The sequence below is a fragment of the Scardovia wiggsiae F0424 genome, assembly GCF_000269605.1.
In the GTDB taxonomy this organism is placed as follows: Bacteria; Actinomycetota; Actinomycetes; order Actinomycetales; family Bifidobacteriaceae; genus Scardovia; species Scardovia wiggsiae.
In genome coordinates, this window is record NZ_AKCI01000001.1 from 1,148,728 (window position 1) to 1,162,360 (window position 13,633).

The 13,633-nt window shown below is 56.1% G+C and carries 11 protein-coding genes; all 11 read right to left on the reverse strand.

Annotated elements, in window-relative coordinates; translation table 11 throughout:
* The 11 genes from HMPREF9156_RS0105155 to rpsG all read right to left on the reverse strand — a co-directional run bounded on the left by HMPREF9156_RS0105155 (window position 1) and on the right by rpsG (window position 13,632).
* On the reverse strand, window positions 1-591 hold the full coding sequence (locus HMPREF9156_RS0105155) for a hypothetical protein (protein ID WP_007147718.1): 591 nt from the start codon (window positions 589-591) through the stop codon (window positions 1-3).
* A gap of 32 nt (window positions 592-623) precedes the next feature.
* On the reverse strand, window positions 624-1,325 hold the full coding sequence (locus HMPREF9156_RS0105160; RefSeq protein WP_007147719.1) for an IMPACT family protein: 702 nt from the start codon (window positions 1,323-1,325) through the stop codon (window positions 624-626).
* Window positions 1,300-2,781, reverse strand: coding sequence for an Mbeg1-like protein (locus HMPREF9156_RS0105165; protein WP_007147720.1), 1,482 nt, complete (start codon window positions 2,779-2,781; stop codon window positions 1,300-1,302). The genes HMPREF9156_RS0105160 and HMPREF9156_RS0105165 overlap by 26 nt, the downstream gene beginning before the upstream one ends.
* An 80-nt stretch (window positions 2,782-2,861) precedes the next feature.
* Window positions 2,862-3,068, reverse strand: a complete 207-nt coding sequence (locus HMPREF9156_RS0105170; protein WP_007147721.1) for a hypothetical protein — start codon at window positions 3,066-3,068, stop codon at window positions 2,862-2,864.
* Between the two features lie 148 nt (window positions 3,069-3,216).
* On the reverse strand, window positions 3,217-4,299 hold the full coding sequence (gene truB, locus HMPREF9156_RS0105175) for a tRNA pseudouridine(55) synthase TruB (RefSeq protein ID WP_050958432.1): 1,083 nt from the start codon (window positions 4,297-4,299) through the stop codon (window positions 3,217-3,219).
* Window positions 4,277-4,768: a 30S ribosome-binding factor RbfA gene (gene rbfA / locus HMPREF9156_RS0105180; RefSeq protein WP_007147723.1), complete on the reverse strand. Its 492-nt coding sequence runs from the start codon at window positions 4,766-4,768 to the stop codon at window positions 4,277-4,279. Before rbfA ends, truB begins: the two co-directional genes overlap by 23 nt.
* Window positions 4,768-7,629, reverse strand: coding sequence for a translation initiation factor IF-2 (gene infB, locus HMPREF9156_RS0105185; protein WP_007147724.1), 2,862 nt, complete (start codon window positions 7,627-7,629; stop codon window positions 4,768-4,770). Before infB ends, rbfA begins: the two co-directional genes overlap by 1 nt.
* A gap of 347 nt (window positions 7,630-7,976) precedes the next feature.
* A complete protein-coding gene (nusA, locus tag HMPREF9156_RS0105190) occupies window positions 7,977-9,197 on the reverse strand; it encodes a transcription termination factor NusA (protein ID WP_007147725.1) in 1,221 nt (406 codons plus the stop codon).
* Window positions 9,198-9,477: 280 nt separating this feature from the next.
* Window positions 9,478-10,677 (reverse strand): elongation factor Tu, encoded by a 1,200-nt coding sequence (gene tuf / locus HMPREF9156_RS0105195; protein WP_007147726.1) that lies wholly within the window; start codon window positions 10,675-10,677, stop codon window positions 9,478-9,480.
* Window positions 10,678-10,957: 280 nt separating this feature from the next.
* Window positions 10,958-13,090: an elongation factor G gene (gene fusA, locus HMPREF9156_RS0105200; protein ID WP_007147727.1), complete on the reverse strand. Its 2,133-nt coding sequence runs from the start codon at window positions 13,088-13,090 to the stop codon at window positions 10,958-10,960.
* A gap of 71 nt (window positions 13,091-13,161) precedes the next feature.
* On the reverse strand, window positions 13,162-13,632 hold the full coding sequence (gene rpsG / locus HMPREF9156_RS0105205; RefSeq protein WP_006292609.1) for a 30S ribosomal protein S7: 471 nt from the start codon (window positions 13,630-13,632) through the stop codon (window positions 13,162-13,164).
* Between the last annotated feature and the right edge of the window lies 1 nt (window position 13,633).

Consider the following 13,633-nt stretch of genomic DNA (forward strand, 5'->3'; position numbering starts at 1 on the left):
TCAGGACAGCCTTTTCTGTGCTGCATGGCTGACATCATCGTTCCCGTCATGCGCAAGCGCCCGGACCAGCGTATCCGGGGCATTCGGGTTCAGCGCAACAGCCCTGCGCACCATAGCGGAAAGGATAGCATTATCTTCCGAGCCCTCTTCCGCCCCTAAAGTGCCCAGATACTCAAGCACTTCAGGGTCAGTACGCGGATCCTGCGCACCTTCAAGCCTCATTTTCCATGATGTCTGGGGATTCAGCAATGCCGCCCTGCGGACACTGGCATCGTCATCTTTTGTCAGCCGCCCTGCAAGCCAGTCTTTGACATTGCGGTTGGCCGCAACAGCTGCGCGGACCTGCGGTTCCGGATCGCCGGACAGTTTGACCAGGATATTCGGGAATGGCATGGCCTCAGCCAGGAAAGCCCGGTCTTCAACAGGCGTATGGAGGTTGCCTGCCACAGCCTCCAGCAACGCAGTGGCTCTGGAAAAGGCGGCCCCGTCGTCCCTGCCGGGCAGCGGCATACGTGCCCGCCTGCTCAGCTCCTGCGAATCATCAGAATGCCGCAGCCTTTCATATGTTACCGTTAAAGTTTCCTGCTCCATATGGCCTCCATCTAATACTGCCCATTATAACGTTACGCAGGTAGTGTTATGCTGGCAACGCCTGCGCCGGAAGTTCCGGGCTCAGACTTGCCGGAAGCTTTAACGGGGACTGTGATATAGCTTTCCTCAAGGGTATCAAGCGTTACAGCATGGCGGAACGCAGAATCAATACATCTGCTGAATTCTTCCGTCCGGTCAGATGCAACAGCAAAAACCATGCGCACCTTCTCAGTGAACCTTTCTTCCCGCACGATCCCGCCGGACTGCGTGATACAGTGCTTAAGCTGGCTATAGGAGGGATAATCTATAACTGTTCCATAAACGGCTGCAGGTACCAGCTTCGCAAGCTCGGCCCCTGCCACAGCAGCGGATGCGGCAGAAGAATATGCCCTGATAAGCCCGCCGGAACCGAGAAGGATCCTTCCGAAATACCGGGTGACAGCAATAACGCACCCCGTAAGGCCTGACTGCCGGAGCACATTGAGCACAGGCCGGCCCGCAGTACCGGCAGGCTCGCCGTCGTCGCTCATCCGCTCGTGCGCCTGGCTGCTGTCCCCAACGACCGCGGCATATGCAACATGACGTGCTTTAGGGTTCCGGGACCGGACTGACTGCACAAAATCAAGCGCCTCTTCCAGCGAACCGGCATGGCATGCCTCACCGATAAACTCCGACTTTTTCTCGGAGTATGTGCCTCTTGCGGGGTCTTCAGGAGCGTTCAGGACTGTCTGCATTCTTATCAGCACCTGATTTGCCGGATCCGCTGTCTGCCCCGTTCCTGCCTCGGAGGGAAGCCAGTGCAGAAGGCACAGCCGGAGGGATAAGAGGTGACATCAGCGAGCCGATCATTGACGGGACAAGCAGCCCCATCAGATCCCTTACTATCGCAAAAATCACCGACCTGTCCCGGGGATCGGTATTCCTTACTGCAGTATATATTTTGGGCCACGCATGCGAAAAATCGCTGCTCAGCTCATTAAGGTTCTCATACCCGCCGGCACGGATTGCCTCATAAACGCTGCCTACCACCAGCTTGCGGCGGTCCAGCGGGATCTTTTCCAGCCATTGGCTGATGGAAGAATTGATCGATACGGCTGCAGGGTCTGTACTCTCCGCATACTCAAAATCGCCGTCAACAACATTCCAGCTCATACAGTAATGCTGCCGGATCCCGCTGACGCTGCACTTCACAACGGAGTAAGGGGCTTCGGGATTAAGGAGCTGGCCTACCACAGTAAATTCCGGACAGCTTTTATCCTCTTTCCCCTTGATTTCAGCCCACCCTGGATTCCTGAAAAAACTGTCCTGGAACCCCGGGCCATCATGGGAATACACTGCCACTATCCTCTGCCTGATCCCGGGATCTGCGAGGGTACTTGAGTATACCGCCAGATTCCCTCCTTTGGAATGCCCGCCGACGCGCAGAGGCCGCCCTGACTGTGCGGCAACAGCTTCAAGATACTCATATGCTTCAGTCTGGGAGGGGATAACGGCATGATACGTCATCTCGAAGTCTTCCTTCCACCCCAGGATATTTGCCTCTGTACCGCGGAATGCAATATATTCCGTACCGTCGGGGAGGAGGAAGGTCACAGCGCCGAACTGCTGTTCTTCGCCGTTGACAGAATTCTGGTTCTGGATATACTGCCCTACCTGGATGCCGCGATACCGCGGGGATTCACATACTGCGCGCAGAAGCTGGAGGTCCTCATTATCAGGGCCGGCATCATCAAACATTTCAGTATAATCTTCAGCCCGCAGAACATCAGCGAGGGGTATAAAACGCTCGGCATCTCCGCGATATGAAGGCCCGGCCAGTCCATCGCCGCGCCCATCTGTACCGGATCTGCTGCCGTGCACCAGAGCCTTCAGCCATGCAGCAGCCTTCTTTCCCTGACGGACGAACCAGTTGCCGCGGGCCTCAATACGTGCTTCGGCATCAGCAGACGGACGGCCTGACGGGCCCGCATAGGATGGCTCCATATCATCCGTATCATCTGAGAGGGCGGCTTCATCCTTTCCGGGCTTTGCGTATGCTGCGCCGCTGAACCGGGGAAGGTACAGACGCGGGACATCCCCCTTCATATGCACATATGCCAGGCTTGACAGGACGAGGGAATCTACCCTTGAGAAGGGGCGCGCATCGAAAGTATCAAACATCGTCTGCGCATAAGTAAGGATATTTGGCATACCGTCTCCATAGCCCTGCTGTCTTCTGCCATCAGCTTCCTTTTATCTGCCTGCACGGCCATCCGCTAATTTTCGAGAGTTTACTTGAGTTTTTCAGTAATACTGTCAATAACAGAATCAGCCCGGTCGGGCAAAATATCCTTTGCCTTCCGGGCCAGCCCCTCAACATCGGCATTTTTCACAGCTTCCCTGGCTTTATCGGCCAGTTCGCCTGCATTGGCATTGCCAAGATCAATACCGGTAAGCTTTTCAGCCTGCTCTTTCATTGAACCTAAAATATCGTCCATCATTTCCTTACTGTTTTCTGTTATAAAGGTGTTTCTGCTATAGATATGCTTTCTGCGCGGGATGATGCCCAGCCCCAAGAGGCACAGCGTAAGCCTTCCCTGCGCAAAGAGCTGATTCAAGTATTGTATCAGCTGCACGCCACAGGTGCTATGCAATAAAAACGGCAGCAGGTTTGGCAGTATGATGTTTCCACGGCTCCACAAGCGCAATAAGTTCGTGCGAACCGGTGTTGACAGCCGCTGTCAGAGACGTAATATGCGCAGGAAGCATTCCTCCGTGACGGAGTATTTCGGTATCGGCATCAGATACTGCCAATACAGGCATCGCCAGTGCAGCCGCTTCAGCGGGGGAATACAGGCAGTGCTGAAGCTTACGCTGCACATTGTCAGGGAAAGCTGCCCTGTTCCGGACCGCCGTGCCTCCATCGCGTGCCGCAAAAACCTGTTTTTCAGCTACAGCAGGGACGGCAGGCCTCACAGGCTGGTTTGCCTGCGCGGCATCCAGCGCAAATTTCCCGACCCGTATGCGCCTCAGCATAGTCAGATGGGCGCCGTTACTGAGGATCGCGCCCAGATCGCGGGCGACAGCACGGATATATGTCCCTGAAGAGCATGTGATATGGGCGTGGATATCTATTACAGCCCCGGCAGAGCCGGCAGTGCTGCGGGAGCCATCAGGACTGCTGCTGTCATCCTGCCGGATCTCCCGGCGCACAATACTGTCAACTGTAAAATCAGATACAGTGACTGTGCGTGCAGCCAGCTCGGCCGGTTTGCCTTCACGGGCCAGATCATAAGCACGCCTTCCGTTGACTTTCACCGCAGAAAATGCGCTGGGAACCTGCCTGATAGTCCCTGTCAGGCTGCGGGCAGCAGCGTATATCTGCCCGTCCGAAACAGCTGACGTATCATATTCCCGGGTAATACTGCCTTCAGCATCGTCAGTCGCTGTGGACTGCCCCAGCCGGATCACTGTTTCATACGTTTTATCAGCACCAGTGATCACATTGAGCAGGCGGGTTGCCTTACCGAAACCAATAACAAGGGCGCCGGTAGCCATGGGGTCAAGAGTGCCCGCATGCCCCACCTTTTTCATATGGAGCAGCTTACGGGCAGCCGCAACAACATCATGGCTGGTGACACCCTGCGGTTTGTCAACAACGAAAACACCGGAAGAAGGGATGCTGTCCGCAGGCTCCGCTGCAGCATCAGTGGTCAAAACCGCTGCCATCCTGCACTGTTTCATCCCCGTCCGGCCCGTTATCAGTACTGCCGTGCCTGTAGGGGTCTTCCTCGCCTGCATAGCGGGCATTTTCACGCAGCCTGGCAAGCTGCTCGTCACGATGGCGGGCAGCAACCATAATATCTTCAACGGCGGTTGCATGGGCAGGGACTTCATCATACACGAATTCCAGCTGGGGGGTCAGGCGCAGCCCTGTTGAACGCCCGACCAGCGTCCGCAGATGGCCTGTTGCCTGCCGGAGGGCCTGCGCCGCACGTTTGCGTTCGCCGTGGGCATGCCCCGGGTCTCCAAGCTGCGTCCAGAAAATACGCGCGATCTGCATATCGTTCGTTACACGGACTTCTGTAACAGTAACGCTTTTCAGGCGCGGGTCATGCAGGCCGGTAGACAGCGCTGTAGCAATAACACGCTGGATAACGGCTGCAATACGCGCTGAACGGGGATTGGTTTTTGCCATTACTGCCGCTCAACTTCCCGCATCTCGAAGGTCTCAATAATATCGCCGATCTCGATATCGTTGAACGACCCGAGATTGATACCGGCCTCATACCCTTCAGAGACTTCCTGCACATCATCCTTGAAACGGCGCAGGCTGGCGATCTCAAGGTCATTGACTGTGACGATCCCGCTGCGCATAATGCGTGCCTTCGTGCCGCGCTTGACTGTCCCATCCTCCACCATAACGCCGGCAATATTGCCGAACTTGGACGAACGGAATATTTCGCGGATCTCGCTGTGCGAAGTGACTGCCTCTTCATACTCAGGCTTGAGCATGCCTTTAAGGGATGCTTCGATCTCTTCAATAGCCTGGTAGATCACAGAGTAGTACCGGATGTCAACACCCTCATACTCAGCAAGGTCAGCGACCTGCCTGCTCGGGCGCACATTGAAACCGATGATAACAGCCTTATCGACAGTCGCCAGATTGACATCATTCTGAGTGATGGCGCCGACCCCGCGGTGTATGACCTGGATGCCCACTTCATCAGAGACTTCAATCTTCATCAGGGAGTCTTCCAGTGCTTCCACGGAACCTGAGGAATCGCCCTTGATAATAACGTTGAGCATATCGATTTCAGATTTGGCAAACTGCTCTTTGAGGTTCTCAAGGGATACGCGCTTATGGCGCCGGGCCAGCTGTGCCGCACGCTCCGCAGCTTCACGCTTTTCAGCGATCTGACGGGCAGAACGGTCATCCGGAGCGACCAGGAATACATCGCCGGCTGACGGTACGGAAGTAAGGCCGAGCACCGCTACAGGCATCGACGGCTCTGCATCCTTCACATTACCGCCATTCTCATCAAGCATCGCGCGCACGCGGCCGTATGAAGTGCCTGCAACAATAGCATCGCCGACATGAAGTGTACCCTGCTGGACCAGGACGGTAGCAACTGCGCCGCGCCCCTTGTCAAGCCTTGCTTCCACTGTTGCACCGCGCGCATCGGTATCCGGGTTGGCCCGCAGGTCAAGGGTTGCGTCGGCCGTAAGGAGCACAGCCTCAAGCAGCTTATCGATATTGGTGCCCTGCTTCGCGGATATATCAACGAACATGGTATCGCCGCCGTACTCTTCAGGTACGAGTCCGTACTCAGTGAGCTGCCCGCGGACTTTATCAGGATTGGCGCCCTCAACATCAATCTTATTGACTGCTACCACAATAGGCACATGTGCTGCCTGCGCATGGTTGATAGCTTCCACTGTCTGAGGCATCACACCGTCATCGGCTGCTACCACGAGGATCGCAACATCTGTGAGTTCCGCACCGCGGGCACGCATGGCGGTAAACGCTTCATGGCCCGGGGTATCAAGGAAAGTGATGCGGCGGTCTATATCATTGAGCTCAACATGTATCTGATATGCGCCAATGCGCTGCGTGATGCCGCCAGCCTCATGGCTTGACACATTCGTCTGCCGGATCGTATCCAGAAGCCGCGTTTTACCATGGTCAACATGCCCCATAACAGTTACGACCGGAGGCCGCGGGACAAGGTCTTCCTCGTCCTCTTCCTGGTCAAGGTCAATATCGAACTGCTGCAGGAGGGCCTTATCCTCTTCTTCGGCAGACACTATCTGGATATCCCAGCCGATCTCCTCCCCAAGGATCTTGAAGGTAGATTCGTCAAGGGACTGCGTAGCTGTAGCCATTTCCCCCAGATGGAACAGGACGGTGACCAGTGATGCCGTAGCTACATTGATCTTGTCTGCCAGATCAGACAGCGTAGCACCCTGTTGGAGGCGGACTGCCTGCCCGTTGCCGGAGGGGATGCGTACACCGCCGATAACGGGTGCCTGCATCTCTTCGTATTCCTGGCGCTGGCGCTGGCGCGCCGCCTTGCGGGCTTTTGAGGATTTCCCGCCCTGGCGTCCGAAAGCGCCGGCGGTACCGCCGCGCCCGCGGCCGCGCCCGGCAGGCCCGCGTGAAGGCATGCCTGCACCTGGCCCGTTCTGCGGCCTCTGACCATTCATGCCTGCGGCGCCGAAACGGCCTGGCCGCGAAGAGCTGCCGGTGCTGTATCCTGCACCCTGTGACGGGCGCCCGCCGCGGGAATTCCGCGGCTGCCCGGACCGTGCACCGGAACGCCCCTGCTGCGAGCCGTTGCGGCCGGGCTGCTGGCCGGGGCGCCCGCGCCCTCCGCGGCCTTCTGCCCCGGATGCCCCCGGGCGGTTCATCGGATGCGGCCGCGGGATATCCCCCGGAGTGGGGGCACCCATATGCTGCCTGCTCATAAACGGATTATTCCCGGGGCGGGGGGCTCCCGGTTTACGCTGATGCGGCGTCGGGACAGGTACGCCTGCTGCAGCCGGGGCACCCTTCGCATCACGCGGGTCCTTCCCCGGGGCATTCTGTTTCTTTCCTGGAGTACCCGGCTTACGGGACGAAGGTGCCGGGCTGCCGCTGGCTGCCGCCTGCGTCCTGCCGGTACCCTTCTCCGGGCTGTCACCATCTTGCGCACTGCCGGCAGGCCCTGGCGCAGCCTTCCCGGCAGCAGCAGAAACATCCCTTGAGGTCCCGGGCTTTGCAGCGCCTGGCTGGGCCGCCGACGGACTGCTGCTGCCCTTCGCAGCCTTTCCAGCATCTCTGCCTGCACTGCTGCCGGGCTTCCCCGCCTGATGCCTGTCAGCCTGCGAAGGGGCACCTTTGGATCCGGTGCCCTGCCCTGCCGCTGCAAACGCATTGCGTATCTTGCGGGCGACCGGAGGCTCAACTGTTGATGAAGCTGATTTGACGAACTCGCCCATTTCCTTGAGCTTATTCAAAACGTCTTTGCTACCTATGCCAAGTTCCTTGGCTAAATCGTACACGCGTGCTTTAGGCACTCATATCTCCTATCTATGGCCGCGCGCACGTTGGCACGGCTTATATGATACGGGTTGTCGATTTCCGTCTCATCGTGCGACCATATCTTTTTACCTTAACTTTCTGGCGCTTTAGCCTTACCAGAGTTTAACTCTACAGTATCCCATAGATGAAAACTACGGTAAACCATGCGTACTGTACCCTATGATGCCGCCAGGGGGATACCTGTCTGTCGCTGCACCGGTCCGCAGAGCCGCAAGCCATGGAGGAGTACAGGATGCGCAGGGCCATCGGCCGCACAGAACGGTGCAAAGCATCCTGGATGAAACCCAACGTCAACGGGGGATCCGGCGATATCTCCGCCTATCTACTCCGCAGGCGCCTCCTCAGCGGCCGAAGCTGCAGCCGCCTTATTGCCCGGAGCCTCGCCAGCAGGAGGGTTACCGGTTCCCTCCTGAGCAGCTTCAGATACGGGGCCGCCCTCATTCCCTGAGACAGAAGCAGAAGCATCAGCCTCTCCGTTTTCTGCGGCGGCAGGGGTGGCCTCACCAGCCTCTGTGTTCTCACCGCTTTCACTGCTTTTCTGGGCTGCAGCCTCATACGATTCCACACCGATCTTCCATCCCGTCAGTTTTGCTGCCAGGCGGGCATTCTGTCCTTCTTTGCCGATAGCGAGCGAAAGCTGGTCATTATGGATAAGGGCAACGGCTGTCTTAGTCTTCTCACTGACCACAGTGATCCGTACCGCGTGGGCCGGAGAAAGTGCAGCCCCGACGAATTTTGCGGGGTCTTCGGACCAGTCAACGATATCTATCTTTTCCTCACCGAGATTTTCCATAACAGCACGCACCCTTTGTCCGGCAGGCCCGATCAGCGAGCCTTTCGGATTCACGCCCTGTGCATTCGCCCGGACAGCAATCTTAGTACGCTCCCCCGCTTCGCGGGCAATAGACATGATCTGCACTGCACCCGTAACAAGTTCAGGCACTTCACGCTCAAAAAGCCGGCGGACCAGCTCCGGATGCGAGCGGGATACGATGATCTCCGGCCCCTTAAGCCCGCGGTTCACACTGACGACATAGACGCGGACACGCTCCCCGTGCCGGAACCTTTCTCCGGGCACCTGCTCACGGCGGGGAAGGATAGCTTCCACATCACCTACTGCAATATGCAGATTACCGCGGTCACTGCTGTCCTGCTGGACTACCCCTGTGATCAGCTTGCCCTTCTGCCCGGCAAAGGCGCCAAAAATCTTATCATCTGCAGCTTTACGGAAAAGCGCCGTGATCACCTGGCGGGCAATATAAGCTGCCTGCCTGCCAAAATCGCTCGGGGTATCATCATACTCATCGCTGAGTTTCGGGACCGGATGAGGGTCAGCTTCGGTAGGCTCCTGAGGGATCTCGTTCTGCGCCCAAATCGTGAATGATCCGCCGCGTTCATCAAGTTCTACGCGGGCGTGCTTTGCTGCATGAGGCGTTTTTAAGTATGCAAGCCTCAGCGCTTCTGCCAGCGAAGCATCAAGACGCTCTGCGTCGATGCCCTGCTCTGCAGCGACACGGTGCATACCTGCGATATCAAGGTTCATAATCGATCCCTCTTTCACTTTCATTACACGTATTTAGTTGTTCTTAAGTTTTCTGCCCTCAGCCCCGGACACCTCACATCTGACGATGTGCAGGCGGCCCGGAACGCCTGGTGCTGTTGAAATTGTAGCAATTCAAGCAGACAGCCTTTGCCGGAAATAGCCTTACAGGAACCTGAAAAGGCAGGAGGAAATGTCCGGCATCTGTGACGGCCTCGGGGAACAGGAAGGCCCGTACCTTTGAGGTACGGGCCTTCTTTACCTGTTAAAAGTGTAAATAATCCTACTCAAGGATCTTGGTTACACGGCCGGAACCAACAGTACGGCCACCTTCACGGACTGCGAAGGTAAGGCCCTCTTCCATAGCGATTGGCTGGAGGAGCTGTACAGTGAAGGTTGCGTGGTCACCAGGCTGGACCATCTCAACGCCGTCAGGCAGGGAGATGATACCGGTCACGTCAGTTGTACGGAAGTAGAACTGAGGACGGTAGTTGGAGAAGAATGGCGTATGACGGCCGCCTTCATCCTTGGTCAGAACGTAAACTTCGCCCTCGAACTTGGTATGGGGGGTTACGCTGCCTGGAGCTGCGACAACCTGGCCACGTTCGACATCTTCACGGCCGAGTCCACGGAGAAGAAGACCGGTGTTATCGCCGGCCTCAGCTTCGTCCATCTGCTTGTGGAAGGTCTCGATAGAAGTTACAGTCGTGGTCTGGGTGTCGCGAAGTCCAACGATCTCGACAGGTGTGTTGACCGCCAGACGGCCACGCTCTACACGGCCGGTAACGACAGTACCGCGGCCGGAGATAGTGAATACATCTTCGATAGGCATAAGGAATGGCTTATCAAGATCGTGGACCGGCGTCGGGATGTACTCGTCAACAGTGTCCATGAGCTCTTTAACAGTCTTGGCCCACTTGTCATGGTCCGGAGCATCATCATGGAGTGCACCGTATGCAGAAGTACGGATGATCGGGGCATCGCGGTCGAAGCCGTTCTCATCAAGGAGATCACGGACTTCTTCTTCAACGAGCTCAATAAGCTCATCATCTTCTACCATATCGCACTTGTTGAGTGCAACGAGGATCTTCGGCACGCCGACCTGCTTGGCGAGCAGTACATGCTCGCGGGTCTGTGCCATAGGGCCGTCGGTTGCAGCCACAACGAGGATAGCGCCGTCCATCTGGGCAGCACCGGTGATCATGTTCTTCACATAATCAGCGTGGCCTGGAGCGTCAACGTGTGCATAGTGGCGCTTCTCAGTCTGATACTCGATGTGAGCAATGTTAATAGTGATACCGCGCTCTTTTTCTTCAGGGGCGGCGTCGATCTGATCAAAGTCATACTTAGGGTTCAGATCTGGGTACTCTTCATGAAGTACCTTGGAAATAGCCGCCGTAAGGGTCGTCTTACCGTGATCAACGTGACCAATGGTACCGATGTTGACGTGCGGCTTAGTGCGTTCGTACTTGGCCTTTGCCATAAATTGTCCTCCTGGACGTCTCGTAGTTTATCCTGCTGCCTTTTCAAGCATTGCTGCCTCTCAGGCTCGCAGGCCACTCGCTACATATTACCTGTTTTTGGGTTAGTTGTCACTTCGTGTCCCCGACCCGAGCAAACATAACTATCTTAATGTTTGCATAAGACCAAGTGGGTGCGAAGCGTTTCACATTTTTTTGGATGTGCTGCTGTCCCGGCCTGCCGGTCCTGTGCAGCAGGGCAGGCTCTGCTGCACAGGACCGGCAGGCTGCAGCTGAGAGAGGCTATTCGCCTCTCTGCGCCTTGATGATCTCTTCGGAGACCGACTTCGGGACCTCAGCATAAGAATCCATCTGCATGCTGTATACTGCACGGCCCTGTGTCCGTGAGCGGAGATCGCCGATATACCCGAACATCTCAGACAGCGGGACTTTGGCATCCACGACCTTGACACCTGTGGCGTCGGTCATGGACAGGATGTTCCCGCGCCGGGAATTCAGATCGCCGATCACATCGCCCATATACTCTTCAGGGGTACGCACCTCAACAGCCATAATAGGCTCAAGGATAACAGGGCTTGCCTTAGGGGCGCCTTCCTTGAAAGCCATGGAACCGGCAATCTTGAAGGCCATTTCCGAAGAATCGACCTCGTGCATCTGGCCGTCAATAAGCTCGGCACGCACGCCAACTACAGGATAGCCGGCAAGGATACCGGATTCCATAGCTTCCTGGATGCCGGCATCTACAGAGGGTATGAACTCCTTGCTGATATGGCCGCCAGTGACCTGGTTGTCGAACTCGTAATTGCTGCCTTCAGCCGTATCCAGAGGAAGAAGGTTGATAAGCACCTTGGCGAACTGGCCGGAACCGCCGGTCTGCTTCTTATGGGTGTATTCAACATTCATCACAGGCTTGCGGATCGTCTCGCGGTAGGAGACCTGCGGGTTGCCGACGTTGCACTCAACATGGAACTCGCGGCGCATGCGGTCAATAAGGATGTCGAGCTGGAGCTCGCCCATGCCCGCAATAAGCGTCTGGCCTGATTCTTCGTCAGTTGTCACCTGGAAGGTAGGATCTTCATCAGACAGACGCTGCAGGGCAATGCCCATCTTCTCCTGATCGGCCTTGGTCTTAGGCTCGACTGCCACCTGGATAACAGGCTCCGGGAAGCTCATAGATTCAAGAACCACAGGGTTCTTTTCATCGCAGAGCGTATCACCGGTAGTGATGTTCTTCAGGCCGATAAATGCGTAAATGTTACCGGCAGAAGCCACATCTACAGGCTCTTCCTTATTGGAATGCATCTGGAACAGCTTGCCTACGCGCTCACGCTTGTCTTTGGTGGCGTTAAGAATGCTGTCGCCGGGATGGATCTCACCGGAATATACGCGCACATAGACAAGCTTGCCGTAGAACGGATGCGCGGCTATCTTGAAAGCAAGTGCGGCAAACGGCTCATCCGCGCTGGGCTTGCGGTCGATCTCAATAGCCTCATCGTGGATATCATACCCCTTGATTGCGGGGACATCTTCAGGACTCGGCAGGAAGTCCACAACGCCGTCAAGCATTGGCTGGACACCCTTATCCTTGAACGCCGAACCGCAATATACCGGATAGGCTTCTGAACGGACCGTGAGTTCACGGATACCGGAACGGATCTCTTCCTCGGTAAGCTCACCGGCTTCGAGATACTTCTCCATCAGGGCATCATTGGCTTCAGCCGCCGATTCCATGAGTTCTGTACGGTACTCTTCAGCACGGTCCCTGAGCTCTTCAGGGATATCTACAGTGTCGTAGTGTGCGCCCAAGTCAGAGGTATCGTTCCACACATAAGCGACCATGCGGACCAGATCGACAACACCAGTAAAGGTATTCTCTGCGCCGATAGGCAGCTGCATGACAAGCGGCTTGGCTTTAAGCTTTTCCTTGATGGTATCTACTGAATAATAGAAATCTGCACCAAGCTTATCCATCTTATTGATGAAGCAGATACGGGGAACATTGTATTTATCAGCCTGGCGCCACACAGTTTCAGACTGCGGCTCCACGCCTTCCTTACCATCGAAGACTGCTACTGCACCGTCAAGGACGCGCAGCGAACGCTCCACCTCAGCAGTGAAGTCCACGTGCCCCGGAGTATCAATGATGTTGATCTGATAGCTGTCCTTCGTATCATGTGACTGGCGGTTCCAGAAACAGGTGATAGCAGCGGAAGTAATAGTGATGCCGCGCTCCTTTTCCTGATCCATCCAGTCCATAGTCGAGGCGCCATCATGGGTTTCACCGATCTTGTAATTCACGCCGGTGTAATACAGTATTCGCTCAGTTGTCGTCGTTTTACCGGCATCAATGTGAGCCATGATACCGATATTGCGCACATGGGCGAGATCTTTAAGCACTCCTTGTGCTTCTGCCATATTTACCTAACTTTCGTAAAACTTTTAGCTGGGATCTGCTGCAGGCCTGTATCCCAGGCCCGCAGGCATAACTACCAGCGGTAGTGGGCGAAGGCCTTGTTGGCCTCAGCCATCTTGTGGGTATCTTCGCGGCGCTTCACCGATGCGCCAAGCCCGTTGGACGCATCCATGATCTCATTAGCCAGACGCTCGGCCATGGTCTTTTCGCGGCGTGCGCGGGAGAAGTCCGTGAGCCAGCGGAGGGCAAGCGTATTAGCGCGTGCAGGCTTGACTTCCACAGGCACCTGGTACGTTGCGCCGCCAACACGGCGGGAACGGACTTCAAGGCTTGGGCGGATGTTGTCAAGCGCGCGCTTGAGCACGGCAACAGGTTCCTGGTCGGTTTTCTCCTTTACCTGTTCCAGGGCAGTATACACAATGTTTTCAGCGATGGATTTCTTGCCGTCAAGAAGAATTTTATTGATAAGCTGAGCTACTACTGTCGAACCGTAGATAGGATCTGGCAGGAGCTGGCGCTTTTTTGCGGGTCCTTTACGTGACATA